The organism is Citrobacter braakii (assembly GCF_002075345.1).
In the GTDB taxonomy this organism is placed as follows: domain Bacteria; phylum Pseudomonadota; class Gammaproteobacteria; order Enterobacterales; family Enterobacteriaceae; genus Citrobacter; species Citrobacter braakii.
This window is the reverse complement of sequence record NZ_NAEW01000003.1, coordinates 144,622-170,407: the sequence shown is the minus strand read 5'-3', so window position 1 is coordinate 170,407 and position 25,786 is coordinate 144,622. Positions and strand designations below refer to the sequence as shown.

At 51.3% G+C, this 25,786-nt stretch carries 22 protein-coding genes; 9 read left to right on the top strand and 13 right to left on the bottom strand.

Going from position 1 to position 25,786, the window contains the following annotated elements; translation table 11 throughout:
- Positions 1 to 87: 87 nt before the first annotated feature.
- From rclC to rclA, 3 genes are all read right to left on the bottom strand, one after another.
- Positions 88 to 648: a reactive chlorine resistance membrane protein RclC gene (gene rclC, locus BZK42_RS08020; protein ID WP_016152157.1), complete on the bottom strand. Its 561-nt coding sequence runs from the start codon at positions 646 to 648 to the stop codon at positions 88 to 90.
- Between the two features lie 11 nt (positions 649 to 659).
- The gene (gene rclB, locus BZK42_RS08015; protein ID WP_326977429.1) at positions 660 to 896 is read right to left on the bottom strand and encodes a reactive chlorine resistance periplasmic protein RclB; all 237 of its coding nucleotides are present in this window, start codon (positions 894 to 896) and stop codon (positions 660 to 662) included.
- A 164-nt stretch (positions 897 to 1,060) separates the two neighbouring features.
- Entirely contained in the window at positions 1,061 to 2,386 is a 1,326-nt protein-coding gene (gene rclA, locus BZK42_RS08010; RefSeq protein ID WP_080858981.1) for a reactive chlorine resistance oxidoreductase RclA, read from the bottom strand.
- Positions 2,387 to 2,621: 235 nt separating this feature from the next.
- On the opposite strand from rclA, the gene rclR reads away from it, so the two are divergent.
- Positions 2,622 to 3,476: a reactive chlorine-specific transcriptional regulator RclR gene (gene rclR, locus BZK42_RS08005; RefSeq protein ID WP_080858980.1), complete on the top strand. Its 855-nt coding sequence runs from the start codon at positions 2,622 to 2,624 to the stop codon at positions 3,474 to 3,476.
- A 51-nt stretch (positions 3,477 to 3,527) separates the two neighbouring features.
- On the opposite strand, the gene BZK42_RS08000 is transcribed toward rclR, so the two are convergent.
- From BZK42_RS08000 to BZK42_RS07985, 4 genes are all read right to left on the bottom strand, one after another.
- Entirely contained in the window at positions 3,528 to 6,671 is a 3,144-nt protein-coding gene (locus BZK42_RS08000) for a CusA/CzcA family heavy metal efflux RND transporter (protein WP_016152153.1), read from the bottom strand.
- Positions 6,672 to 6,682: 11 nt separating this feature from the next.
- Positions 6,683 to 7,975, bottom strand: a complete 1,293-nt coding sequence (locus BZK42_RS07995) for an efflux RND transporter periplasmic adaptor subunit (RefSeq protein ID WP_080858979.1) — start codon at positions 7,973 to 7,975, stop codon at positions 6,683 to 6,685.
- Between the two features lie 76 nt (positions 7,976 to 8,051).
- Positions 8,052 to 8,399 (bottom strand): cation efflux system protein CusF, encoded by a 348-nt coding sequence (gene cusF / locus BZK42_RS07990; protein WP_046275176.1) that lies wholly within the window; start codon positions 8,397 to 8,399, stop codon positions 8,052 to 8,054.
- A 32-nt stretch (positions 8,400 to 8,431) separates the two neighbouring features.
- Complete coding sequence (locus BZK42_RS07985; RefSeq protein ID WP_080858978.1) at positions 8,432 to 9,814, bottom strand: efflux transporter outer membrane subunit; 1,383 nt, start codon at positions 9,812 to 9,814, stop codon at positions 8,432 to 8,434.
- A 195-nt stretch (positions 9,815 to 10,009) separates the two neighbouring features.
- Here BZK42_RS07985 and cusR point away from each other — a divergent pair, with 195 nt between their 5' ends.
- The 6 genes from cusR to BZK42_RS07955 all read left to right on the top strand — a co-directional run bounded on the left by cusR (position 10,010) and on the right by BZK42_RS07955 (position 14,735).
- Positions 10,010 to 10,693 (top strand): copper response regulator transcription factor CusR, encoded by a 684-nt coding sequence (gene cusR, locus BZK42_RS07980; RefSeq protein WP_047358044.1) that lies wholly within the window; start codon positions 10,010 to 10,012, stop codon positions 10,691 to 10,693.
- Positions 10,683 to 12,134 (top strand): Cu(+)/Ag(+) sensor histidine kinase, encoded by a 1,452-nt coding sequence (locus tag BZK42_RS07975; protein WP_080858977.1) that lies wholly within the window; start codon positions 10,683 to 10,685, stop codon positions 12,132 to 12,134. Before cusR ends, BZK42_RS07975 begins: the two co-directional genes overlap by 11 nt.
- 248 nt (positions 12,135 to 12,382) lie before the next feature.
- Positions 12,383 to 12,709 carry a hypothetical protein gene (locus BZK42_RS07970; RefSeq protein ID WP_016152147.1) on the top strand — a complete coding sequence of 109 codons (327 nt, stop codon included), beginning with the start codon at positions 12,383 to 12,385 and terminating at the stop codon, positions 12,707 to 12,709.
- 369 nt (positions 12,710 to 13,078) lie between these two features.
- A complete protein-coding gene (locus tag BZK42_RS07965; protein ID WP_047418251.1) occupies positions 13,079 to 13,585 on the top strand; it encodes a hypothetical protein in 507 nt (168 codons plus the stop codon).
- 14 nt (positions 13,586 to 13,599) lie between these two features.
- A complete protein-coding gene (locus BZK42_RS07960; RefSeq protein ID WP_016155920.1) occupies positions 13,600 to 13,851 on the top strand; it encodes a membrane lipoprotein lipid attachment site-containing protein in 252 nt (83 codons plus the stop codon).
- An 80-nt stretch (positions 13,852 to 13,931) separates the two neighbouring features.
- Positions 13,932 to 14,735 carry an MBL fold metallo-hydrolase gene (locus tag BZK42_RS07955; protein ID WP_016155919.1) on the top strand — a complete coding sequence of 268 codons (804 nt, stop codon included), beginning with the start codon at positions 13,932 to 13,934 and terminating at the stop codon, positions 14,733 to 14,735.
- 69 nt (positions 14,736 to 14,804) lie between these two features.
- On the opposite strand, the gene BZK42_RS07950 is transcribed toward BZK42_RS07955, so the two are convergent.
- Together BZK42_RS07950 and BZK42_RS07945 are read right to left on the bottom strand one after the other, a co-directional pair.
- Positions 14,805 to 17,249, bottom strand: a complete 2,445-nt coding sequence (locus BZK42_RS07950) for a trimethylamine-N-oxide reductase 2 (protein ID WP_016152143.1) — start codon at positions 17,247 to 17,249, stop codon at positions 14,805 to 14,807.
- A gap of 20 nt (positions 17,250 to 17,269) precedes the next feature.
- Complete coding sequence (locus BZK42_RS07945) at positions 17,270 to 18,364, bottom strand: NapC/NirT family cytochrome c (RefSeq protein ID WP_016155916.1); 1,095 nt, start codon at positions 18,362 to 18,364, stop codon at positions 17,270 to 17,272.
- Between the two features lie 528 nt (positions 18,365 to 18,892).
- On the opposite strand from BZK42_RS07945, the gene uspF reads away from it, so the two are divergent.
- Positions 18,893 to 19,321: a universal stress protein UspF gene (gene uspF, locus BZK42_RS07940; RefSeq protein WP_016152141.1), complete on the top strand. Its 429-nt coding sequence runs from the start codon at positions 18,893 to 18,895 to the stop codon at positions 19,319 to 19,321.
- 240 nt (positions 19,322 to 19,561) lie between these two features.
- On the opposite strand, the gene torD is transcribed toward uspF, so the two are convergent.
- The 3 genes from torD to torC are packed head-to-tail and all read right to left on the bottom strand — an operon-like array spanning position 19,562 to position 23,881.
- Positions 19,562 to 20,176 carry a molecular chaperone TorD gene (gene torD, locus BZK42_RS07935; protein WP_080858976.1) on the bottom strand — a complete coding sequence of 205 codons (615 nt, stop codon included), beginning with the start codon at positions 20,174 to 20,176 and terminating at the stop codon, positions 19,562 to 19,564.
- A complete protein-coding gene (torA, locus tag BZK42_RS07930; protein ID WP_016152139.1) occupies positions 20,173 to 22,713 on the bottom strand; it encodes a trimethylamine-N-oxide reductase TorA in 2,541 nt (846 codons plus the stop codon). Before torA ends, torD begins: the two co-directional genes overlap by 4 nt.
- The gene (gene torC / locus BZK42_RS07925; RefSeq protein ID WP_016152138.1) at positions 22,703 to 23,881 is read right to left on the bottom strand and encodes a pentaheme c-type cytochrome TorC; all 1,179 of its coding nucleotides are present in this window, start codon (positions 23,879 to 23,881) and stop codon (positions 22,703 to 22,705) included. Before torC ends, torA begins: the two co-directional genes overlap by 11 nt.
- Positions 23,882 to 24,012: 131 nt before the next feature.
- On the opposite strand from torC, the gene torR reads away from it, so the two are divergent.
- A complete protein-coding gene (torR, locus tag BZK42_RS07920) occupies positions 24,013 to 24,705 on the top strand; it encodes a two-component system response regulator TorR (RefSeq protein WP_016152137.1) in 693 nt (230 codons plus the stop codon).
- Here torR and torT read toward each other — a convergent pair.
- Positions 24,678 to 25,709, bottom strand: a complete 1,032-nt coding sequence (gene torT / locus BZK42_RS07915) for a TMAO reductase system periplasmic protein TorT (RefSeq protein WP_080858975.1) — start codon at positions 25,707 to 25,709, stop codon at positions 24,678 to 24,680. The two genes, torR and torT, sit on opposite strands and share 28 nt — an antisense overlap.
- Positions 25,710 to 25,786 lie beyond the last annotated feature (77 nt).

Here is a 25,786-nt window from a genome sequence, read left to right as displayed (position 1 = left end):
AAAAAAGGCCAGCATCCTGCTGGCCCGGTAATTACCGAATCGAACTATAGAGGCTTACTGTCTTACAGAGGGTACAACGTTAAAAATTCAATACTTTTGCTTAATAATTGATCGCGATGAATCTGCGATGATCATCACCGCTCCCGCCAGCATTAATGTGTCTTTCAACACCAGACGCCCGGCTCCGGACAAGTACGGAAAACCGTGGTGCAAATCGCCCAGTGGCATCACCCATGCTTCCGGTGTGGTAATTAAAAATGATAACGTCACAATCGGAGTAGCAAATGCCAGTACGCCACCAATTAATCCCAACCAACGGCTAACAGGATTAGCCAGCACCAGCAATGCGATCAGCACTTCGACTACGCCCAGACCATTGGAGAACGTATAGGTGTTATTCGCCTTCTGCCATTCCCGCTCCTGCGGTTTAAACTCACCTTCGTGGGTTAAATGCTGCTTATATTCTTCTGGATGTTCATAAAAAAATGACATTACCGGACTATTGGCAACAAATGGCGTAATACTATCGGCTTCGTAAGGTACAAATTTCAATAAGCCAATCCAGATAAAAACAATGGCAATACTCAGGCGAATCAATGTTAATCCAATTCTATCGCCCTTGCTGAGTAAACGCAGATACTTTTCCATTCAGACTCTCCTCACTTGTACAAAATTGCGGTTGCGTGAGTGCTGCTATCAATGCGCATTGAGGTAATTTTCCAGGAAGTTACCTTCTTTTCCTGCGCCAGCCTGGCGATTGCATGTTCAACAACAGAAGGTGCGGCGGCAATTGCCGACACGCTGACGCGGGCTACTTCGACCGGCTGCTGTGCCAGTGCAGAAAATGTCACCGGCGCAGTCAGTAAAGCAGTCAACAATAATGAAGTTTTAAGCATGTTCATTTCTATTTCCATTAACTAGTGATTTCACTCGTAATAGAATAAAACATTGTTGCTTATCTTATTTCCTCCATAACGCCAGAATAACTGTTCATGAGTATTTCTTTATATATGATAAAAAAAAGCCCCACACAGGTGGGGCAATCATGCAGGCTATATTATTATTTTATAAGAGAGAAGAGATCGTTCAGTGATTCGCTCATGCTCGGATGAGTAAATATTTGATCGCGCAATGTCGTGTAAGGTAAACCAGCGTCCATAACGGTCTTAATGATATTAATCATCTCATGAGAATCCACGCACAGCAGCGATACGCCTAATATCTGTTTCGTTTCGCGATTTACCACCGCTTTAAGTACGCCACGCGTGTCATTCATCACCCGTGCACGCGGGATAGCCGCGACAGGCAGGGTGACAACCTGGACCGCCGCGCCGCTGGCGCGAGCTTGTTCTTCTGTCATCCCCACGCGGGAAAGCGGCGGCGTCATAAAAACAGAATACGGTACGTTTTGGCGATCGCTGGTGTTACGTAATCCCTCGCCTGACAGGTTGTCGCGCACAATACGGAAGTCATCCAGCGAGATATAGGTAAATTGTAACCCCCCCGTCACATCGCCCATGGCCCAGATATTGTCTGCCGAAGTACGCAGATATTTATTCACCACAATGGCACCGCGCTCGTTGACATCCACACCCGCTTTCTGCAACTGCAGATTTTCAGTTGCCGGTTTGCGACCCGATGCCACCAGTAGCGCATCCACAGTCTGGACGCCTTCCGGCATTTGCACCTGCACCGCGCCGTCATGGGACGAAACCGCCTGCACCCTGGCATTAAGGATAATCTCAACCCCTTTGTCGCGTAAAATGTTGGCGATAGCGTCGGCAATATCCCGATCTTCGCGGGCTAAAAACAGTGGGGCGGCTTCATAAATGGTGACCTTACTGCCAAAGTTGGCAAACATTGATGCGAATTCAACACCAATATAACCGCCGCCCAAAATCCCCAAACGTTCCGGACGTTGCGTCAAATTTAACAACCCGGTGCTGTCAAACACGCCCGGTGTAGTCATTAACCCTGCCACGTTTGGCATCGTTGCCTGTGCGCCGGTATTAATAAAGATCTTTTCGCCGCTTAGCTCAATCGCACCTGTTGGCTGCACGACCCGCACCGTATGGTTATCAATGAATTCAGCACGACCTTCAATCACATCTACATTTTCCAGATCGGCAAGATTATGGAAGTTTTTATCACGCAGAAAGCTGACAACGGAGGCCTTGCGCTGCATCGCCGCAGCAAAGTCATGCTGAAGTTCAGCATCGTGTACCAGGGTTTTGGTGGGAATGCAGCCGATATTGATACATGTCCCGCCATACATGGTGTTTGACTGTTCAACAATCGCCACTCGCCAGCCCGTTTTCGCCAGGGTAGCCGCCAGCGTTTTACCCGCTTTGCCAAATCCGATAATAATCGCCTGATACTGATTCATGCTGTCTCTCCGCCATGTCACTGTTCGTTTGTTGAACTGAAGTATAGGTTTAACGATGCATGAACAATGTATCCATATCGCGCAAATTACTGTCAAATCATCTAAATCACTACTATCTATCTTCCACTCAATCCATCGAGGAAATAAACTAAGACCATAAATTTATTTAATAAATAATGAGTAACAGCGTTACTTCATCTCGACAAGCATCAACAAGAACTGCTCAGGAGTCTTTATGGATGCACTTAGCCGATTACTTATGCTTAACGACCCGCAGGGCTCGATTGATCAAAACTGCCTGCTGAGCAGGGACTGGCAACTGCCGCACGCGGCGGGTGAGCTGTCCGTTATCCGTTGGCATACGGTAACCCAGGGGTTTGCTCAACTGGATATGCCAGACGGAACGTCTTCTACGTTACGCCCAGGCACAATAGTCATTCTGCCTCAAAACTCCGCGCATCGGCTGTGCCAGACAGGGGAAGAACAAACGCATATTGTCTGCGGAAGCCTGCGATTGCAGGCATCTTCACGCTATTTTTTAACCGCCCTTCCGGAAGTATTAATACTGGCACCAGAAGATAACAGTCCCATTAGCCACTGGCTGAAGGCCATGATTGCGCTGATGCAGCAGGAATACATCAACGATCTGCCTGGCTCCAACATCGTTTGCAGCCAGCAATGCGCTACGCTGTTCGCGTTAGCCGTTCGCGAGTGGCTATCCCAGCCGACACCCGCTAAAAATGTGCTGAATTTATTGCTGCACCCAAGGCTGGGTGCCGTTGTCTTCATGATGCTGGAGTCACCGGCTTTTCCCTGGACTGTCGAAGAATTGGCAAAGCGTGCCCATATGTCGCGGGCCAGCTTTGCGCAGCTATTCCGTGAAGTATCAAACTCCACGCCGCTGGCGGTGTTAACCGAGCTACGCCTGCAATTCGCCGCCCAGATGCTGTCACGCGGATCGCAGCCGTTGATCGTTATTGCCGAGTCGGTGGGTTACTCCAGCGAATCGTCGTTTCACAAAGTCTTTTTACGGGGATTTGGCTGCACGCCGGGCGAGTACCGCAAACGCGTGAAAGCGTTGGCGGCATAACGCACCGCCTGCTTCGGCAACAAAACCGACGCAGGCGAGCGCTTCAAGGCATTACTTTTGGCTGCGATGCCTGTGCAGCCACATCAGCTTATAAGCTGCCGGAATAATAAACAGCGACAGCAATGGCGCGGTAATCATGCCGCCAATCATCGGCGCGGCAATGCGGCTCATCACTTCTGAGCCCGCCCCTGTCCCCCACAAGATTGGCAACAGGCCCGCGATAATCACCGCCACGGTCATCGCTTTCGGACGCACGCGCAGCACCGCGCCGTGATACAACGCTTCATCCAGCTTATCCGCCGTAAAGGTTTGCGGATTTTCCAGTGCAGGCTCGGCTTCAATAGCATGGCGCAAGTACATCAGCATCACTACGCCAAACTCCGCGGCAACACCGGCCAGGGCGATAAACCCGGTTCCGGTCGCAACCGACATATGGAACCCCATCCAGTAGAGAAACCAGATCCCCCCTACCAGCGCAAAGGGCACGCTGGTGATAATCAGCAGCGCTTCACCAAAGCGACGGAAAGCCAGATAAAGCAGGACAAAGATAATCATCAGCGTCATCGGCACCATCAGTTTGAGCTTATGGCTGGCGCGTTCAAGCAGCTCGAACTGCCCGGAAAACGCCACGCTGGTCCCCGGCTTTAACTGTACGTTTTCAGCGATCGCTTTTTTCAGATCGTTCACCACCGAAACCATGTCACGGTCGCGGGCGTCGATATAAATCCAGCTGGTGGGTCGTGCATCTTCGGTTTTCAACATCGACGGACCAGAAACCACTGTCACATCTGCAACATCAGCCAGCGTGATTTGCTGCTTCATGGGCGTCAGAATAGGCAGATTACGCAGCGCTTCCGGGCTATCACGATAGCTCTGCGCATAGCGAAGGTTAATCGGATAACGTGCAATCCCTTCCACCGTTTCGCCCACCATCGCGCCTCCGACCGCTGAGGTGACAAACAACTGTACCGCGCCAACGGTCATACCGTAGCGGGCTGCTTTCTCCCGATTAATGTCCACATTAATATAGCGCCCGCCCACCAGCCGCTCAGCCAGAGCCGAAGCGACGCCCGGCACGGTTCTGGCTACCTCTTCGATTTGTTCCGCCGTGGCGTCGATATCAGCCAGAACGTTACCTGACACCTTTATCCCAATCGGGCTTTTGATGCCGGTAGAAAGCATGTCGATACGGTTACGAATAGGCGGAACCCACAGATTCGCCAGCCCTGGCAAGCGCACGGTTTTGTCGAGTTCGGCGATGATTTTGTCCATCGTCATCCCCGGACGCCACTGATCCTGCGGCTTCAGTTGGATCGTTGTTTCGACCATTTCCAGCGGCGCGGAATCCGTTGCGGTTTCCGCCTTACCGGTTTTACCAAACACACGCGCCACTTCCGGAACGGTCATGATCAGCTTGTCGGTTTTTTGCAGCATATCCGCCGCCTGCGCCGCCGAAATTCCCGGCAGGGTTGACGGCATATACAGTAGATCGCCTTCGTTAATCTGCGGCAGGAATTCACCACCGACTTTATTCAGCGGGTAGATAACCGTCAGTATTGAAAGTACCGCCACCAGCAGGGTGGTTTTAGGCCAATGCAGCACCTTCAACAACAGCGGATGATAAATACGGATCAGGAAACGGTTAAGCGGGTTACTGCTTTCCGCCGGTATTTTGCCACGGATCCAGAACCCCATCAGGATCGGAATGACGACAATAGCCAGAAACGCCGCGCCTGCCATGGCATACGTTTTCGTGAACGCCAGCGGGCCGAACAGTCGCCCCTCTTGCCCCTCGAGCGTGAAAATAGGGATAAACGACAGGGTGATAATCAGCAAGCTGATGAACAATGCCGGGCCGACCTCTACCGAGGCATCGGTAATAACCTTCCAGCGCGTTGCGTTATCCAGTTTTTCATCCGGATGCTGATGTCCCCACTCTTCAAGCCGCTTATGGGCGTTTTCAATCATCACGATCGCGGCATCGACCATCGCCCCGACGGCAATGGCAATACCCCCAAGCGACATGATATTGGCGTTCAGCCCCTGGAAATGCATCACGATAAACGCGATACACAGTCCCAGCGGCAGGGAAATAATCGCCACCAGCGCCGAACGCAGATGCCACAGGAACAGCGCGCACACCAGCGCAACAACGATAAACTCTTCCAGCAGCTTATAGCTCAGGTTATCAATAGCGCGATCGATGAGCTGACTGCGATCGTATGTTGTAACTACCTCAACGCCTTCCGGCAGGCTGCTTTTCAGCGTGTCGAGTTTGGCTTTGACGGCGGAGATCACTTCACGCGCATTTTTACCGGAACGCAGAATTACCACCCCGCCCGCCACTTCGCCTTCGCCATTCAGTTCGGCGATCCCACGGCGCATTTCCGGCCCAATTTGCACACGCGCGACATCGCGCAGGTAAACAGGTACACCGTCGGCCCCTGTTTTCAGGACGATATTATTGAAGTCATCAAGCGTTTGTAGATACCCACTGGCACGGACCATATATTCCGCTTCAGCCATCTCAACAGACGAGCCGCCCGCCTCCTGATTCGACGTATCCAGTGCAGATTTCACCTCCGCCAGGCTGATGCCATATTGCGTCAGCTTCATCGGGTCGATAACAACCTGGTACTGTTTAACCACGCCGCCTACCGAGGCCACCTCTGCCACGTTCGGAATCGTTTTTAACTCATACTTTAAAAACCAGTCCTGAAGAGTACGTAACTCTGCCAGATCGTGTTTACCGCTGCGATCGACCAGCGCATATTCAAAGATCCAGCCGACGCCCGTGGCGTCCGGTCCCATCTCCGCGCTGACCCCTGCCGGTAATTTCCCCTGAACCTGGTTGAGATACTCCAGTACGCGCGAGCGCGCCCAGTAAGGATCGGTGCCATCTTCGAAAATGACGTACACATAGGAATCACCAAACTGCGAGAAACCACGTACGGTCTTCGCGCCCGGTACCGACAGCATGGTGGTGGTCAGCGGGTAAGTCACCTGATTTTCAACGATTTGCGGTGCCTGCCCTGGATAGCTGGTTTTGACGATCACCTGAACATCAGAGAGATCGGGCAACGCATCAACCGGGGTATTGATGATGGTCCAGGTTCCCCAGATACTGAGAAACAGCGCCCCCATCATCACCAGAAAACGGTTTGCCACCGAACGGCGGATAATCCATTCAATCATTTATCATGTCCTCAGTGTGAATGGGTCGCCTGGGCTGGCTTTGCGGATGCGTCTGGCGCACCACTGTTCTGCGCGCGCATACGATCCAGTGCGCCAGAGATATTCGCCTCGGAATCAATCAGGAACAGACCACTGGACACCACTTTTTCACCTTCAGTCAGGCCTGAGCGGATAGCCGTCAGCCCTTGAGATTCATGGAATACCGCAACCTGCTTCGGTACAAATCGACCTTCGTTATCGACGGTGATCACCCGTTGCTCGGTGCCTGTATCAATCAACGCCTTTGAGGGGATCAGCAGCATCGGTTCACTTTGCGTTTTCAGTTGCAGGTAAGCATTCATCCCCGGCTTGAGCGCCTCATCAGGGTTATTGACCTGCAAACGGATCTGCAGCGTACGCGTGGAGGCATCGACACTAGGTAAGATATTCCACTTGCTAATGGTGAAAGGCTTATCCGGCCAGGCGGGCACGGTGATGGTAAATTGCGAGGCGTCTTTGATCAGCCAGGCGATAGATTCCGGGACCGACGCGCTGACCCATACCGGGTCCATCCCCTGAATTTTCGCGACCACATTGTCTTTGGAAATGTTCATGCCGGTACGCAAATCGAATGCGGTAATCACCCCATCAATAGGGGCTTTCAGGGTAAAGCGGGTCTGAATTTTACGCGTCGATTTTAAGCGCTGAATATCCGCTTCCGGCATACCGGCCAGACGTAATCTCTCCAGAATCCCTTCCACCTGCGTCGCACTGCCGCCAGTCTCCCGCAGTAACAAATATTCGCTCTGCGCCTCAACCCAGTCGGGAATCGTCAGATCGATAAGCGGCGCACCTTGCTTAATTTTGTCGCCCACGGTTAGCGGGTAAACCTTCTCGATAAAGCCTGCGGAGCGGGCCTGGACAATAACAAACTGGTATTCGTTATAGCTAACGTTAGCCGGGAAAGTTTGCGCATAGTGCAGCGGGCCACGGCGCACAGGTTCTGTTTTCAGACCCAGATTTTGGGTCTGAGTAGGATCGATACGCACGCCAGGCGCTGACGCGCTCGCGGTCTCTTCATCGGCATATTTCGGGATCAGATCCATATCCATAAACGGTGATTTACCCGGCTTATCAAAGCGCGTGTTCGGGTACATGGGGTCATACCAGAACAACACTTTTCTGGCTTCTTTTTGCGAAGCCTGCCCGGTTTCAGCCGTTACGTTTGCTGATGAATAATAAGTATAAATACCGACAGAAATAACCCCACCGGCAATCATGCCAGCGAGAATAAGCGCAGTATTTTTAATATTTAAAGACGCCATAGTGATTTCCATTGCGCGATAGTCTCACCCGAATTTCGAAGAATCCGGGCAAGAATAAAAGAGACCAGCGAGAACGTTATTTACTGATGTGAATATCGCGTAACACAGAGAGATTTCCCTGCTGAACAAACGTAAACGCAACCTTATCGCCGGGTTTAATATCGTCAGCCTTGGTGTCGGCAACCCGCGTAAAACGCATCGTCATGGCAGGCCAGTTCACCGCGGGAATGGGATCATGCTTGATCGTGATTTTTTTACTTTCTTTATCAATAGCTTCAATCACCCCGGTGGCGCTAATGACGTCTTCCTGTTGGGCCGCTGGCTGCATGTTCATCATCTCGCCATGCTGATGCTCATTGGCCTGAGCGTTAAACATGACCACAGAGAAAAAGCTAAACAACACGGCTTTGGCGGTAGTATTCATACTTGATGCTCCTGAAAAGTTAATATTAAGGATTACTCCACCCAACCGCCGCCTAAGGCAGCAAACAGCTTAATTTCATTAACCTGTTGGGCGTAATTAAGATCGAGCAGCGATTGCTGCGTAGCGAATAAAGAACGTTCAGCGTCCAGTACTTCGATGTAGCTAACCGCACCATTTTGATAAAGCGCTCTGGCGCGTTGTAAGGTGATTTGCAATGACGTCAGGTAGCGCTGCTGACCGCTAATTTGATCGGCAATGCTTTGGCGCAACACCAGCGCATCCGCCACCTCTTTAAACGCGTTCTGAATTTTTTGTTCGTAATTCACCACCGACTGCTGTTGGCGAATTTCAGCGAGGTCGAGATTGGACTGATTGCGTCCGGCGTTAAAAATGGGAATATCTATTTTGGGGACAAAATTCCACATGCCGCTGGTCGCATTAAATAAGCTGGAGAGATCGCTGCTGCTGCTGGAAACTGAACTGGTCAAGGTAATCGACGGAAAAAACGCTGCCCGTGCGGCGCCGATATTGGCATTCGCCGCCATTAATCCGTGTTCAGCTTCCAAAATATCCGGGCGCTGCAACAGGATTTGCGACGAGAGCGATGGCGGCAGCGTTACTGGTTTAATATCCCCGCTGCTGCGCATCTGGTCGTTGGGTAATTTCCCGTACGTACCCAGCAACAGTTGCAGCGCGTTGTTCGCCTGCGCCAGTTCACCTTTACGCTTCGCGATTTCGCTGCGCGTGCTTTCAATCACGCCCCGCGCCTGTTCCAGCGCCAGCACGTTGGTGCTTCCGGTCAGCAACTGCTTCTCAACAAAAGCGTAAGAACGCTGATAGTTTTGCAGCGTTTCTTCGGCAATTTGCAGTTGTGCATAAGCCAGACGCTGATTGAAATAACTTTGCGATACGTTGGAGATTAATGAGATGTGTACCGCCCGACGCGCCTCTTCGCTGGCAAAGAAGTTCTGCCGCTCGGCTTCACTCATATTCTTTAGCCGACCAAAGAAGTCCAGATCGAAACTGAGATTGAGTCCAGCTTCCAATTCACGATCGGTGCTGCTATCGCCTTTTAATTTGCCGCTGTAAGTACCACTGGAACCTGCCGTGAGTTGCGGGTAGCGGTCAGCGTCCGTGACGCCATATTGCGCTCTCGCTTCCTGAACTTTTAGCACTGCCATACGTAAATCGCGGTTATTGACCAGCGCCTCGCCAATCAGCGCCTTTACCTGAGAGTCAACGAAGAAGCTCCGCCAGCCCGTGTCCTGATATCCCACCGGTGCAGAAACCAGGGCGTTCTGGCTTAAGGAGAATTGCTGCGGCACAGGCAATGTCGGACGCTGATAGTCCGGCGCCAATGAACAACCGGCGAGAACGAATACAGCGCTGAGGGTAAGAAGCTTAAATTTGCTCATAGTTCTTCTCGTCCTGACCGGACTGATGGCCCTAAAAAATGTAGGAATTTATAGTGTTGTACTTTAACGAAGTGACTCTGTTTAAGCGGTGACAGGAAAATGACAAAACTGTCATTTTCCCAATAACCGATTGCTATCCGATCCCGCTTCCCTAGAATTGAAAGTCCGCACAACCCGTGTGAGAAGGAGAATGCGATGAAGGTGTTGATAGTCGAAGATGAGAAAAAAACCGGTGAATACCTGACGAAAGGCCTGACGGAAGCGGGTTTTGTCGTGGATTTAGCGGATAACGGCCTGAACGGGTACCACCTGGCGATGACCGGCGATTACGACCTGCTCATACTCGACATCATGCTGCCGGATGTAAACGGCTGGGATATCGTACGGATGCTGCGTTCCGCTAACAAAGGGATGCCCATTCTTCTCCTCACCGCGCTGGGTACCATTGAACATCGGGTTAAGGGTCTGGAATTAGGCGCTGATGATTATCTGGTCAAACCGTTCGCCTTCGCCGAACTGCTGGCGCGGGTCAGAACGCTGCTGCGCCGCGGGGCGGCGGTGATTGTCGAAAGCCAGTTTCAGGTCGCGGATTTAATGGTCGATCTGGTCAGCAGAAAAGTCACCCGCAGCGGGACGCGTGTTACTCTGACCAGCAAAGAGTTTACCCTGCTTGAGTTTTTCCTGCGTCATCAAGGGGAAGTTTTACCCCGCTCGCTGATCGCCTCCCAGGTTTGGGATATGAATTTTGACAGCGATACCAATGCCATCGACGTCGCCGTTAAGCGTCTGCGCGCCAAAATTGATAACGATTTTGAACCGAAACTGATTCAGACCGTACGCGGCGTGGGATATATGCTTGAGGTTCCTGATGCCCAGTAAACGATGGCGGCGCCCTTTTTCGCTGGCGACACGACTGACCTTTTTTATCAGTCTGGCGACAATTGCTTCATTTTTCGCCTTTGCATGGATAATGATCCACTCCGTGAAGGTCCATTTCGCCGAGCAGGACATCAATGATTTACAAGAGATCAGCGCCACGCTGGAGCGGATTATTAACCAACCCAACGAGCCAGAATCACGCCGCCTGGAAACGCTAAAAAACGTGGTTGAGGGCTACTCGAACGTCATTATTTCTCTGGAAGACAGTAAGCAGAAAGCCATTTTTCATTCGCCAAATGCGCCGGATCTCCGGCAATTTATCGCCAGCGCAAGACCGGATAAAAATGCCCATGCCAGCGATGTTTTTATTATATCCGGCCCAACACTGCAAACGGCCAAACATATTCACGGACAAAAAACGTCGTCTAACTGGCGAATGATTCGCCTGCCGGTAGGAAAGCTGACTGATGGAAAAGCGGCGTATACGCTGTATCTGGCGTTATCGATCGATTTTCATCTGCACTATATTAACGACCTGAAAAACAAACTGATTATGACGGCATCGCTGATTAGCATGATGATTGTATTTATCGTGCTGTTCGCTGTGTATAAAGGCCATGAACCGATCCGTAATGTCAGTCGGCGCATCCAAAATATCACCTCAAAAGATCTTGATGTGCGCCTCGATCCGCAAACGGTCCCTATTGAACTGGAACAACTGGTAAGTTCGTTTAATCACATGATCGAACGCATTGAGGATGTATTTAAACGTCAGTCGAACTTCTCGGCGGATATTGCCCATGAGATCCGCACGCCAATAACCAACCTGGTCACACAAACGGAAATTGCGCTCAGCCAAACCCGTAGCCAAAAAGAGCTGGAAGACGTGCTGTATTCCAATCTTGAAGAGTTTGGTCGTATGTCGAAAATGGTAAGCGACATGCTGTTTCTGGCGCAGGCAGACAACAATCAGCTTATCCCGGAAAAGACAGCGCTTAATCTGGCCGATGAGGTTGGTAAAGTGTTCGATTTTTTCGAAGCCTGGGCAGAAGAGCGCGAGGTTGGCTTACGTTTTGAAGGACGCGCATGCTGGGTTTCAGGCGATCCGTTAATGCTACGCCGGGCAATGAGTAATCTGCTTTCAAATGCCATGCGCTACACGCCAAAAGGCGAGTCGGTAACCGTGCGGGTGAAAGAGGCGGATGGCCTGGTCCAGATAGTCGTGGAAAATCCCGGCCCCCCCATTCCCCCACAGCATCTATCGCGGCTATTTGATCGTTTTTATCGGGTTGACCCTTCGCGACAGCGTAAAGGCGAAGGCAGCGGTATTGGCCTGGCGATTGTGAAATCGATTGTTATCGCCCATCAGGGGAAAGTCTCGGTGACATCCGATCAGCTTGCCACCCGTTTTATTCTGACGCTGCCCAAGCATGCGATGTAATTTATGATAATGGCGTTGATACCTTAAACAATTCGAGTTGCAGGAAGGCGGCAAGAGAGGGAATCCCCAGTCAATTACTTAAGTAAATGACTGGGGTGAACGAGCGCAGCCAACGCATATGCAGCTTGAAGTATGACCGGTATATATATCATCACCGATTCTCTGACATAACCGTCATAGTCCTGTCACGCCGCTGACAGCCCTCACCAATTATAATTTCTTCCGTAAACCCAAACAGGAGAAATATGATGAATAAGATATCTTCTTTTTTCGCTATCGCGTTTTTTATTTCAGCTGGCGTTAATGCGGCAGACACCCCCAAAATGCATCAACAGGCCGCAGCAGCCCATGAAATGATGAATAACAGCAGTGCCCCTGCACATCAACAAATGGCGCAAGAACACGTCGCGCAGACGAATAATTCAACGTCAACGCCATCCCAGGCACGCCCCTTTTCACAAATGAATAAACATGAAAAAGCGATGGTCGTTCACCAGTCAGTGAATAACGGTCATTCATATGCTCATGAGGTTCAGGCCAGGCAGCACCGTGCACAGATCCCCGCGCAAGGGTAACGTTGTCCTGTGTTGAATAAAATGTCCATCAATACGCTATGTATGAATATTGCGGACAAAACGCGCCACGCAGGCCTGTACATTTACAAGCCTGCGTTCCTGCCATTAATGTCAATATTAATATTTCTTTAAACACTTCATTAAAAAGTAAATATAATTAAGCGTTTTATCTCACTTGTATAAACTACGTAATTCACCTGCTTGTAATGTTGCATATTACAGCCCCCACACCCTCACCATTAATATAAATTAGGATTCCCCCTGGTATGCGTCATTAATATTTAATGGGAGACTGCCGTCGTCGTAAAAATGACATTCGAACAGTTCGTATTCCTATAAATAAACTTAATGATGATAGTGAGCAAAAAAATGAAAAAACGTCTGCTGACCCTCTTTGTCCTCGGCCTGACAACGGCCACAACAGCATGCGCAATTACCCCGGCAATGCAGAAAAAGTATGAACATTCAGGTTGTACACAAATGAGTGAACTCAATGGCTGCGATATCAATAAATCCTATCAGTGGAACCGCGATCATGGTTTTATTGAGAACGGCAACAGCCAGCAGAGCCGTCATCATCATCATGGTGAAGAGCAGCAAAATACCGCTGACCGGGATAACCACGATAATGCCGATATTTACGGCAAATTCAGCGGAAATTACGTAGCCAAATTTGCCAATGGTCAACGCAGCGTTGATATTCACGTCGAGGGTTCCAGTGTGTACGTCAATGGTAATGAAGTGCGTGACGTAAATACCTATCAGGATACGATGACCTTCCGTGTCGGCTATGCCACTTACACCATTAAAACGAATGGTCGCGGTAGCTGGAATGACAGCGATGCCGGGAATGCTGGCAAAATTGTGCGCGAGTAACGGATACCGCCACAATGAAAAAACTGATTTCCACGTTGGTTATTATGGCTAGTCTGTCGGGCTGTGCCGAACATCCTTATCTTTCTGCAGCCGCTGCTGGTATTGGGGCCGCAGCAGTTGCCACGGCGATCGCTAATCACAAAAACCGTGAAGCCAACCGTGATAAAGAGCATGAACGCCAGGAGCGTGAGCAAAGGGAGAACCAGCATGCGTGGCGGCATCGTCACCATCACTCCGATGATGACGGCCATTACTATCACCGCTAAGTCAGCACAAAGAGCGCTGCGATCACAGCGCTCTCAACGGTCATGTATTACAGTATGCCGTTTTAATACTGGAGTCAGGCATGGCATTAACCCTCACGGTATTGCTTGAAAACAGGCGCGCTGCGAGCGCAGATAAATCATTACGGGCAAAGCCTGGATTAAGTCTGTTAGTTCAGGATGAAACCACCACCATACTATTTGATACCGGCCCGGACGACAGCTTCATACTTAACGCCGCCCAAATGGGCGTAGACCTGACGCAATTGACCGCCGTGGTTCTTTCGCACGGCCATTACGATCACTGTGGCGGCGTGCCGTGGCTGGCGGATAACAGTCGTATCATTTGCCATCCCCAAATAGCCTGCGAACGGTATGCCTCAATAACCCTGGCGGGAACGCCAAGAAAAATAAAAAAACTCTCGCGTGATAACGACTACTCTCGACTAATCATGGAATACACCCGTGAACCGTTGGCGATCAGCGATCGATTTTTGTGGTCCGGGGAAATTAGTGTCGCCACTCCACAGGCCTATGGCGTTATTAGCGAGAAAACACCTCAACCGGATTACATCAGCGACGAAGGCGTATTGATCTATAAATCTGATCGCGGGTTAGTCATCATTACCGGATGCGGGCATCGGGGAATAGAGAATATCGTACGCCATTGCCAAAACATCACCGGCGTTAACCAAATTTACGCCCTCGTCGGTGGGTTCCATTTACGCACTGCCTCCCCCGCTAAGCTATGGCGAACCCGACAATTTATTAAGCAACAACAACCAGAAAAACTACTCGGCTGTCATTGCACCGGTTCGTGGGGTCGATTGTGGCTACCGGGAACTGACGCCCCGGCAACGGGAGATGTGATTGTGCTGGCAGAGTAACGGCGGTAAGAGATTGCCATACCAGCAATAAAAAGCGGGAGCCTTACGGCCCCCGCTTTTCAACCATCATTACAGAGTGACGATTGCTGGCTCATCAAAGACGGTGAGTTTTGGCGCTTCGCCGGTGAATTTCTCTGCGTATACCAGGCTGGTATTCCCCGCGCAGCCATTCGCCAGCCTTGAGGTTGGGATATCCGCCGTCAGCACGTTCGCGCCGCCATTTTTGCAGATACCGTTCTCAATATCTGGCCATGCGCCTTCATGGATACAGATAATTCCCGGTTTGATACCGTCACTGATGTGTGCCCCCACCAGCACCTGTCCACGCGCGTTCCATACGCGTACCAGATCGCCCTCGGCAATACCTCTGGCTTTCGCATCATCCGGGTGAATCGTTACCGGCTCACGATTGGCAATCGCGTACTCTTTGCGCAGCGAAGCGTAGTTCAACTGACTATGCAGACGATGTGCCGGGTGCGCCGTCAGTAGCTGCAGTTGATCTTTATCCGCAGTTCCTTTCCATTCATCGGGTTCAATCCATGACGCATGCGGCGGACAATCTTTGTATTGATAGCCTTCAATCGTTTTTGAGTAGATTTCTATCTTACCGCTCGGCGTTCCAAGCGCATTCATCACTGGATCGCTGCGGAAATCCGCGTAGCGTACATATTTGTTATTCTTTTCATTCTCACGCATTTCGATCAGTTTGTTTTGCTGCCAAAACGCGTTGAACTGAGGCATGGCGATACGCTGGGCGCGGGCGGCTTTTTGCGCGGCATCATAGAACTGCTTCAGCCACGCCATTTCATCTTTGCCCTCGGTGTAGACCGCCTTACCGCCAGGCTTGAGCATCTCCGCCAGATCGGCAAATACGTCAAAATCACTGCGTGCTTCAAACTGCGGCTCAATGACCTGCTTCATCGGCACCAGATGTTGGTTACTGTAATCACCGGTCATGGTCAGATCGTTGCGCTCAAACGACGTGGTGATCGGCAGGACTATATCGGCATGTTTGGCCGCTGCGGTCCAGTAGCACTCTGAGATGACAACCAGTTCAGGCTTCTGCCAGGCTTTGATTAAACGGTTAGTATCCTGATGATGGGTAAAGTTAGCGCCGCCCGCCCACCAGATCATTTTGATATCCGGGAAGGTTTGCTCTTTACCGTTATGCTGATATTTGCCGCCTGGATTTTCCAGCGCTTCGACAATTCGCGCTACCGGCAGGCTGATCACCGCATCGGAAACCGCCCAGTCGTTACCCGCAGATGACCCACCCTCAATTTGGGCGGAGATGGCTGGCAATACTCCCCCGGTACGCGTTGGGTTACCGCCGTTGGAATAGTGATAAGAGAACCCGAAACCACCGCCTTCGGTACCAATTTGCCCCAGCATCGCCGCCAGAGTCACCAGCATCCAGTGTTTTTGCTCACCGTATTGCTGGCGCTGAATCCCCCAACCCGCCATGAGCATGGTTTTATTGCTGGAGAAAATTTCCGCCAGCTTCTCCAGTTGCTCAGCAGGCACGCCGCACACGCCGGAAGCCCACTCGGCGGTTTTCTCTATTTTGTCGCTCTTGCCGAGCAAATACTCTTCAAACTGCGGATATCCAGTGGTGTATTTTTCCAGGAAGGCTTTGTCATGGAGATTTTTCTTCACCAGCGTATGGGCGATCCCTAACATCATCGCCACATCGGTCCCCATATGTGGCGCAATCCAGGTTGCATTATCACCAAAGAACTCAATGGTTTCGGAACGCATCGGATCGATGGCGATGACGCTTTTCCCTGATTTCTTCAGCAGATTAAAGTATTCAATCCCCTGTTCATCCGTGCTGCTCCAGGCAATCTTGAGGGTATTGAGCGGGTTCATCCCCCACAGCACCACGACCTGACTGTGCTCAAGCACCATCGGCCAGGTGGTTTGCTGCTCATAGACTTCAACCGATCCCACAACGTAAGGCATGATCACCTGCGCGGCACCGGTTGAATAATCTCCGGTATGACCTGCGTAACCACCGGCCATGCTCATATAGCGTTGCAGTAAGGTTTGCGCTTTATGCAGAACGCCGCTGGAGCGCCAGCCATAAGAACCAGCAAATATCGACGCCGGGCCATAGCTGCTACGGATCCGGCTATGCTGCTCATGTATCAGTTTCAGTGCCTGCTCCCAGCTAACCCGCACGAAAGGATCGCTTCCACGTTTACCATCCGCATTACCCGGGTTTTCCAGATAGCTTTTGCGCACCATCGGATATTTTACGCGGATATTGGTATGGACCTGATCCGGCGCGGTTTGCTGTAACGAGTTCGGCACCGTTTTAGGCAACGCGCCTTTTGAGGAAACCACTTTGCCATCTTTTACTTCCACGTATACCGCGCCCCAACGCGCTGCCGTCAGAATCGCTCCGCCATTTTGGCCTTCGGCCCAGGCCGGCATTGGGATCACCGAAGAAATCGCCATTGTCCCGGTTGCCGCGCCGGCCGTCTTAATAAAGTCACGTCTTGTGAGTTTCATGATTTCTCCTGATTTATCGCTTATTTGTTCATGTCTTTAGCGTTGTACTGGAAGTAACGGCTCAGGATATCCAGTTCGTTTTCACTGATATTGGTGCGAGCGCCCATCCCTTTTGCTACTGAAGGCCAGGCGTTGAGCGTGAAATGATTCGCTGGAATTGGCGCATGGCAGCCCGCGCAGTACACATTGTCGAGTTTGCGTGCGTAATCCCACATCGGTTCACGGCTGGCGAGAGCGGAACCGCTCCATTCACCCTGCAGCACGACATCTCGCCACACATTGCCGTAATCATCTTTTTTCCAGTCGGAGAGGATCTTCAGCGATTGCTGACCTTTTTCACTCAGGCTGGCAAGAATCAAACGCTGTCCTGCCGCGTAGTAAATGACCTGTTCATTTCCCTGCATCTGGCTACCGCGAATCTCGACCTGTCGCGTATTGTCCGTTGTTTTCAGAACCTGCATTTTTGTTGCCGGGTAAACGGTTCCCAAATCGCCCAGCGCGGTGTTGCTTACGGCATAAAGCTCTGTTGCCGAAGCAGGGGTAGAGGCTGACTGCGCTTCAAGCCCTTTGAGCGCGCTGTCATCCATTTTTATTTCAGGTGGGAAATGGGCGACGCCTTTGTGGCAATCAATACAGGTTTGCTTTTCCTCGATGCCCATTTTGTGCATTTTCTGGGCCTCTGCGCTTTGTGCGGCAAGATCCATCGCGTCCATGCTGTGACAGCTACGGCAGGTCGCAGAATCGCTCGCTTTTAGCTGTGCCCAAACGGTTTGCGCCATCTCCAGACGGTGTTCTTCAAATTTTTCTGGGGTATCGATTTTTTTGGTTATGAACTGATGATAAACATCTTTTGAGGCCCGCAGTTTAGCCACCAGATAATCCAGGCCGCCCTGGGGGATATGACAATCAGCACACTCTGCACGAATACCTTTCTGATTCTGAAAGTGAACCGAACCGGTATATTCCTCATACGGTGCCTGCATCGTATGACACGACAAACAGAATTCCGTGCTTGAGGTTTTGTGCAACGTCCATTGCCCTGCCAAAACGATAACAGCACCAAGAACAATGCACAGCAGCATCGTCCCGAGGATGGTTTTATTTATTTTTCTCATCTTTTATTCCCACAAGATGAATACCCTTTAATAGGTAGACAATAATTACCCTAACGCGGCTACTTATTGATATTCATCAAACGCAGAGGGAAATGAGAATCAGCATGTGGGTAAGTTTGAAGGCGCTCGCATAATTAATACGAACGAAATTAAATATAAAATATCATTTTAAAATCAGATAATTAAACCAAACCAAAGGTTTAATTAACCATTAATTATGGAAACGTCAGAATAAAAGTTTGATGAGTGCTGAATGGCATTAAAATTATGCCCTTGGCAATAGTCGCTATATAATAAAATATATAATGAAAAAACATAAAAACGAACCCTTTTCTATTACGAGATAACACGTATTAATGAAGATACCCCTCTTGTGGTTGTGCTCAGATATACATTCACGACAAGACTTGTGACACACACCTATCATTGACGCGCATTTATGCATGCAACCTTGATCTGGTCACTTATTATACAGATTCGATTTTCGCTACACTCTGGGTAGAGGTAAACAAACAGGAGGTAGTGAATATGTATCGCTCAATTCTGGTGCCCATTGATATCTCTGAAACCGATTTAACCCGCCATGTTGTTCCACAGGTCCTGGCGCATGCCAAAACCGCTAAGGTCCACTTTTTAGCCGTTATTCCTACCGTTCCGTTCTATGCCTCGCTGGGGCTGGCTTACTCAACAGAATTCCCGGACAGAAGCGGTCTGCAGGCCAAGGCCAGCGAAAAACTCGAAGAGATTATTAAGCAGTTCAATATTCCTGCAGGCAGGAGTCAGACTCACGTCGTTTACGGCCCGCCGAAGGATCAGATCCTCAAACTGGCGGAGGCGGTAGACGCTGAGCTTATTGTTATTGCCTCACATAAGCCTGGTTTTAGCACTTATCTGCTGGGTTCAACGGCGGCTGCCGTAGTACGCCATGCAAAATGTCCCGTGCTGGTTGTGCGGTGATAGGGTCAAAATGGGGGCGAATTTGCACTAACGTTTATAAGTTAAGCATTATTGAGCACATGTGATTCTTGCTCAGGGTTCCGTTCACCTCAGCGGTAAATGTAGCAATATACCGGAGGCAACAGATTCATTGCCTCCGGATGTCCCACTCTCAGTTACTCATTACGGCCATTCATTTTCGTTAAAATGACAAGCATTAGAACGAATGTATTTCCGTTTTTCTGTGGCTTAGGCCATCACTCAGTTCTGAATATCCAGCCTGACCAGTGCCAGCAACAGCTGACTCAGCGCGCCATAGAAACCAAAGTCATCATAGCGGCGGCATTTGGCGGTGAATTCCGGTAACCAGCGTAACAGCCCCGCCAGCGTTTCTCTGCGCAGCGCATCAATACGCTGGCGGCTAAGCCCGGACTCTCCCAGAGAAAAATGCAGATGACTCAGCAGTTCGATAAAAATCGCCAGATGATCGGCTGACTCGCTAAACGTTTCGCTTACCTGCATGCCAGCATCGGCTAGCAATCGTTTAATGACCCCGTAATTCGGCCCTCCTTCAAGATGGGCCGACGCATAGGGTAACGCCGCGTGTTTTTCCGTCATCAGAAACAGGCTACAAAAATCAGCCGCCAGTTCGAGGGTTGCGTCCTCACGCACCTGAAGCGCAGCAATTTTCTCCTCCAGCTGAAGGACTTCCGCTTCAAGCGACGGTTCACCTTTTAGCACCGCGAACCACTCAGCCATTTCGCTGGACTGCAAAAGTGCCAGGCTGTCATCGTCCCGTTCCTGGGAAAACAACTGCGCCAGCCAGGCGTAAACGCAGGCCATCTGTTCTGTTGTAAGGGAAGAGTGTTTTATCATGACGATACCTTCTCCGCCGGAACATATTCGCACTGCGCCACCATTTTTATCGGGCCGCTAAACGCCGTCACGTTATCCACCTTGCCGGTATATTTCTCAATTTCCACCAGCGTAGTATGAGCGCTGGTCGCCTGCGCCAGTTGAGACGTGCCGATATCGATTGTTAATACGTTTGGATTGCCGTATTTACACAGCGCCCCAGTTTCTCCGCCGTTATCAGGGTCGTACCAGGCACCTTCATGAATACGCGCCACGCCTGGCGAGTAGAGATCGGAGACAACCGCCCCGGCCAGTACTTGTCCACGTGCGTTAAACACACGGACAATATCACCGTTGCGAATCCCCCTGACGCTGGCATCCTGCGGGTTGATAAACACCGGCTCTTTACCACTTACCGCATAATGCTTACGCAGCGCTTCAGATTCACAAAGCTGCGAGTGCAGACGGAAATCAGGGTGAACAGATTGCAGATGCAGTGGCCAACGCTGCGACCCGGGTCCACCATGTGAGCGTTCGATTTTCTCAAACCACATCGGATGCCCCTGGCAGTCGTCATACTGCATACCGGCAATGGTTTTCGAGAAAATTTCGATCAAACCGCTCGGCGTGCCCAGCGGCTCAAGATCGGGGTCTTCGCGGAATGCCTGATGACGTACAAACATCTGCGGATGTTCGAACTCAACGTACTCTTGCTGATTCCAGAAAACGTCAAAAGCGGGGAGATGAACGCCGCGCCCTTTCCCCTGCTGGCTTCCTTCCTGCCAGATCCGTTTCAGCCACCCCATCTCATCCAGCCCTTCGGTAAAGGCTTCTTCACGATTAAAGCGGCGGCAGAGATCGCGGAAAATATCGAAATCATTACGTGCTTCAAATTGCGGCTGCACCAACTGTTTCATGGCGATAATGCCGCGGTTGGAGTGGTTGCCATACTGGTCAAGATCGTTACGCTCAAACTGGGTCGTCGCGGGCAATACGATGTCAGCGAATCGACAGGTCGAGGTCCACTGATTATCGATGGCGATAACGGTTTCCAGCTTACGCCAGCCCTCAATAATACGATTGATCTGCTGGTGACGATGGAAAGGGTTGGTCCCGGCAAAAACGCACATCTTCAATGGCGGCAACTTGACGGTTTTGCCGTTCCAGTTAATTTGTTTACCCGGCTCAAGAATCGCATCGATAAAACGCGCGATCGGGATGGTGCTGCTGTACCCCTTATAATCAGTGCTGTCATGCACAGGAGGTACGGTGGTGGAGCCAGAAAAACCGCTCAGGATAATCCCTTTGCGGCTTGGCGTGCCCGCGCCGTTGTAGTGCCAGCCAAAGCCGAAGCCACCGCCGGGTAAGCCGATTTGTCCAAGCATTGAGGCCAGCACCACGATCATCCACGCCCACTGTTCCCCGTGCTGCATACGCTGGACGCACCAGCCGGCAATAATCTGCGTTCTTCCGCCCGCCATTTGCCGCGCCAGTTCACGAATCGTATCGGCATCAATCCCGCATATTTTTTCCGCCCACTGGGCATCTTTAGGCTGTCCGTCACTTTCCCCCAGCAGATAAGGCAGAAACTGCTCAAACCCTACGCAGTAGTTATCGAGAAAATGCTTATCGTAGAGCTTCTCGGTATAAAGTGTGTGCGCCAGCGCCAGCTGTAGCGGCACATCGGCCTGCGGATTCACGGCGACGTGTTTAACCTTGTCGCGGCCCAGGTAGTCGTGCGTCGAGGTGATGACCGGATCAACACTGATAACCGAGATCTCGCCGCGCGCCACTTTTTCTTTCAGTTGTTCGTAGTATTCATAAACATCATGATCCGGGCACCACCAGTTCGCCTGCTGGTTTTTAATCAGGTCGGAACCCCACAGCACAATCGTTTTGCTGTTTTTCAGCACCAGCGGCCAGGAGGTCTGCTGTTCATATACCTCCATTGACCCGACCACGCGCGGCAGAATCACCTGGGCAGCACCAGTGGAATAGTCGCCCCCGGTACTTACGCTGTTGCCGTGCAGCGCAATGGCGCGCGCCAGCATCCCCGAGGCGTTATGGAACATGCCGGTTGATTGCCAACCGCTGGCCGTCAGCAGCGCGCTCGGGCCATAGGTCTTCTGAATTCGCTCCAGCTCCTGATAGAAGAAGTCCAGTGCTTCATCCCACGAAACGCGCACAAAGCGGTTATCTCCACGCTGCGTGGTATCGCTCTGATGGCGTTTACGCAACCAGTCGACGCGGACCATTGGATAGCGAATACGCGCCCCGCCATGCACGTGGTCCGGCAGTCCGGCGATCATTTTTGACGGGTACTTATCACGCTCAAACGGTTTGGCTTCAATAAAACGCCCATCAACCACGGTGGCGCGGATTGCCCCCCAGTGAGATCCGGTCAGGATCCCCTCTTTGACGCCAGTTCCCTGCACCTCTGCGGCGTTGGCGCTGCGCGGTGTGAGCAGCGAAGGTCCTAACATACCGGCGACGGTCAAGCCGCCCAACTGCAGTAGAAAACGACGGCGAGATGCCTGAAAGAGATCGTTATTTTTCATTGCTTTCTCCCTTATCGCCATGCGGCTTGTCCGTGGTGTCAGAGGCATTCATCTGCAGATATTTCAGTAAGGTACGTTCTTCACGTTTATCCAGACTGGTAAATCCAATCATGCCGTTCAACGTGCCAATCCAGCCGTTGGCGTCAAAGTGTTCTTTCTCAGGTGCGCCGTGGCACTGGTTACAGGTTCCGTTATAGAGCGAGTCGGCATAAGCCCAGATTGGCTTAATGTCGTTAACCATATCGCCCTTCTGCATCCAGGCGGTGGCCTGCAGCTTGCTCCACTGCGTGTTCGTTTCCGCGACGGTCGTTTGCTCCAGGGTTTTCACATGCTGCTGAATGTCGCCACGAATGGAGGCCACAAAAATGCGTTTACCTGGCAATTGGGCCAGCACGCGCTGACGCCCGTTACTCTCGGTCCAGCCCACAATTTCAATTTGCAGCCAGTCGCCGTCACGCTTTAACACTTTTACTTCAGAAGCAGGCAGCAGTGAGCCCGCAGGTTCTTTATCCCCTTTGGCGGCATAAATAGGTTTGATGTCCAGGGAATAGAGCGTATCGCCATCGTCGTTTGCGTTGGCGCGTAACTGGTCAAACTGCTTACGGAAACCGCTGCTCATATCGGGAAGCTGATGCGCAATACCTTTATGGCAGTCAATACAGGATTGATTGTCCTTGGCCGCAATCTTCATCTGACGCGCAGCTTCAGGGTGCTGTTTCGCGTGATCCATCGCATCATAGTTATGACAGGAACGACAGGTCGCGGAGTTATTCTCCTTCATTCGCGCCCATTCGCGCTCCGCCAGCTCGGCACGTTTGGCTTCGAATTTCTCAGGAGTATCAATAGAGTGGGCAACAAAGGTCTGGTAAATATCGTTGCTGGCCTCCAGCTTACGTTTCACCATGCCAGGGATATCGGATGGAATGTGGCAATCATGACACTCTGCGCGCACCCCGGAGGCATTCTGAAAATGCGCAGACTGTTTATATTCTTCATAAACCGGCTGCATGCTGTGGCAGCTCACGCAAAATTCGGTTGAACTGGTTAATTTAATGCCAACGTGCGGTAAGACGATCAGCGCGATACCGACCACCATCCCGATGACGACCAGCGCCAACACTGACCAACGTGCGCTCGGTCTGAGCAGCGCCCTCCATAGTTTCCGCATAATAGCCCCTGTAAATATATGGTTTAGTTACAGAGGATCTTATTTCGCAAATGTGAACGGCAACACTGGTCAGGATGAATGGCTTACGGCACAATGTGAACAGATATGAACAGAAAGAGACAACAACCAGGATGTCGCATCACATTGTCATTGTTGAGGATGAACCCGTTACCCAGGCACGATTACAGGCTTATTTTGAACAGGAAGGTTATCACGTCTCGGTCACAGCCAGCGGAGCCGGCCTGCGTGAAATCATGTCACAACACTCTGTCGATCTTATTCTGTTAGATATCAATCTCCCGGATGAAAATGGCTTAATGCTGACCCGCGCCCTGCGTGAACGCTCAACGGTGGGGATCATCCTGGTAACGGGTCGTAGTGACCAAATTGACCGTATCGTTGGCCTGGAAATGGGGGCTGATGATTATGTCACCAAGCCGCTGGAGCTACGTGAACTGGTGGTGAGAGTGAAAAATTTACTCTGGCGTATCGACCTTGCCCGCGAGGCGCGACCGGAGGCCAAAGACAACTGCTATCAGTTTGCCGGGTATTGTCTGAACGTCTCCCGTCATACTCTGGAACTGGGCGACGAGGCTATCAAACTCACCCGCGCCGAGTATGAAATGCTGGTCGCGTTTGTCACCAATCCAGGGGAAATTCTCAGTCGCGAACGTTTACTGCGCATGCTGTCGGCGCGACGGGTAGACAATCCGGACTTACGCACCGTGGACGTACTGATCCGCCGTTTACGCCACAAGCTGCGTGCTGATTTACTGGTAACACAGCACGGGGAAGGCTATTTTTTAGCGGCTGACGTGTACTGATACAGATAAACAGGACGGAATCCGCCGGGTGACAACGAGCACTTTACATGCTGGCTGTCGGCATTTTTCGGGGTGAGCACCAGGATCGGTGGACTGATATTTTCCGGCACCGGTTGTCCTTGTAATACTCTGATAGCCTGCTGAATCGCCAGTTCACCTTGCCAGACCATTTGATCGCTGGCAGCCATAATGATTCTTTCGCGTTTAAGCCCACGATACACCTGATGCGACAGATAAAAAGAGACGACAGTTAACGGCGCGCCCTGATTGCGCTTCTCCCCCATCGCCGCTTCCGCAGCAATTGCCGTACCGGCCACCACGTCGACATCCGGGTGACGCTCAAGCATCTCCTGCAACAGGTTACGCTGTATTTCAATATCATTATCGCCCAACGCCACATCCACGATGCGCACCTGACTGCCGGCAATCGCCTGACGGAATCCGGCCACCATCTCACGACTGCCCCCGGCGTCATCAGGTCCTGGCAATAATAAGACCTTTAGCGGTTTGCCCGCGCTCCACTTAACCAAATAGCGGCCAGGCTGATAACCCATCTGGAACCACGGAACCCCAACCCGGGCTTTTACCGTTGCGTCATGGATAGCATTCACCACCTCGATAACCGGCAGCGTGCCAACCTGCGCCTGCAAATCCGGAAAAGTCGTCGTGCTGCTGCTCAACAAAATGGCATCCGCGCCCCATTGCTGGCATTGAGCGATTTGTGATTTTTGCGTGTCGAACTGGCGATACCCTCCCGCCTCGAGCACCTTCAGGCTTACGCCGTATTTTTTCGCCGCCTCCAGCATGCCGTAATTCACGGAAAGCCAGTAGGAATCCTTCAGGCTCGGATACAGCGCGCACAGTTTCCAGACTTTGTTTGCAGTAACGTCCGTTAGCGGCTCCGGCACTGCCTGCTGGGTATCCGGCCAGCGCAGCAGTGCGGACCCGGTCGCGTGACCTAAGCCGGGAAAAAGTGTGATAAGCAGGAAAACCAATACGCGCATGATAGCCTCAACATTGATAAGGCTTTATCCTAGTTGCTTTCCTCTTTTGGACTCAACCTTTTTAATCTGTGGCGACC

Coding starts and splice junctions, on each gene's coding strand:
- rclC (WP_016152157.1), bottom strand. CDS start 648: ATGGAAAAGTATCTGCGTTTACTCAGCAAGGGCGATAGAATTGGATTA.
- rclB (WP_326977429.1), bottom strand. CDS start 896: ATGCTTAAAACTTCATTATTGTTGACTGCTTTACTGACTGCGCCGGTG.
- rclA (WP_080858981.1), bottom strand. CDS start 2,386: ATGAATCAGTATCAGGCGATTATTATCGGATTTGGCAAAGCGGGTAAA.
- rclR (WP_080858980.1), top strand. CDS start 2,622: ATGGATGCACTTAGCCGATTACTTATGCTTAACGACCCGCAGGGCTCG.
- BZK42_RS08000 (WP_016152153.1), bottom strand. CDS start 6,671: ATGATTGAATGGATTATCCGCCGTTCGGTGGCAAACCGTTTTCTGGTG.
- BZK42_RS07995 (WP_080858979.1), bottom strand. CDS start 7,975: ATGGCGTCTTTAAATATTAAAAATACTGCGCTTATTCTCGCTGGCATG.
- cusF (WP_046275176.1), bottom strand. CDS start 8,399: ATGAATACTACCGCCAAAGCCGTGTTGTTTAGCTTTTTCTCTGTGGTC.
- BZK42_RS07985 (WP_080858978.1), bottom strand. CDS start 9,814: ATGAGCAAATTTAAGCTTCTTACCCTCAGCGCTGTATTCGTTCTCGCC.
- cusR (WP_047358044.1), top strand. CDS start 10,010: ATGAAGGTGTTGATAGTCGAAGATGAGAAAAAAACCGGTGAATACCTG.
- BZK42_RS07975 (WP_080858977.1), top strand. CDS start 10,683: ATGCCCAGTAAACGATGGCGGCGCCCTTTTTCGCTGGCGACACGACTG.
- BZK42_RS07970 (WP_016152147.1), top strand. CDS start 12,383: ATGAATAAGATATCTTCTTTTTTCGCTATCGCGTTTTTTATTTCAGCT.
- BZK42_RS07965 (WP_047418251.1), top strand. CDS start 13,079: ATGAAAAAACGTCTGCTGACCCTCTTTGTCCTCGGCCTGACAACGGCC.
- BZK42_RS07960 (WP_016155920.1), top strand. CDS start 13,600: ATGAAAAAACTGATTTCCACGTTGGTTATTATGGCTAGTCTGTCGGGC.
- BZK42_RS07955 (WP_016155919.1), top strand. CDS start 13,932: ATGGCATTAACCCTCACGGTATTGCTTGAAAACAGGCGCGCTGCGAGC.
- BZK42_RS07950 (WP_016152143.1), bottom strand. CDS start 17,249: ATGAAACTCACAAGACGTGACTTTATTAAGACGGCCGGCGCGGCAACC.
- BZK42_RS07945 (WP_016155916.1), bottom strand. CDS start 18,364: ATGAGAAAAATAAATAAAACCATCCTCGGGACGATGCTGCTGTGCATT.
- uspF (WP_016152141.1), top strand. CDS start 18,893: ATGTATCGCTCAATTCTGGTGCCCATTGATATCTCTGAAACCGATTTA.
- torD (WP_080858976.1), bottom strand. CDS start 20,176: ATGATAAAACACTCTTCCCTTACAACAGAACAGATGGCCTGCGTTTAC.
- torA (WP_016152139.1), bottom strand. CDS start 22,713: ATGAAAAATAACGATCTCTTTCAGGCATCTCGCCGTCGTTTTCTACTG.
- torC (WP_016152138.1), bottom strand. CDS start 23,881: ATGCGGAAACTATGGAGGGCGCTGCTCAGACCGAGCGCACGTTGGTCA.
- torR (WP_016152137.1), top strand. CDS start 24,013: ATGTCGCATCACATTGTCATTGTTGAGGATGAACCCGTTACCCAGGCA.
- torT (WP_080858975.1), bottom strand. CDS start 25,709: ATGCGCGTATTGGTTTTCCTGCTTATCACACTTTTTCCCGGCTTAGGT.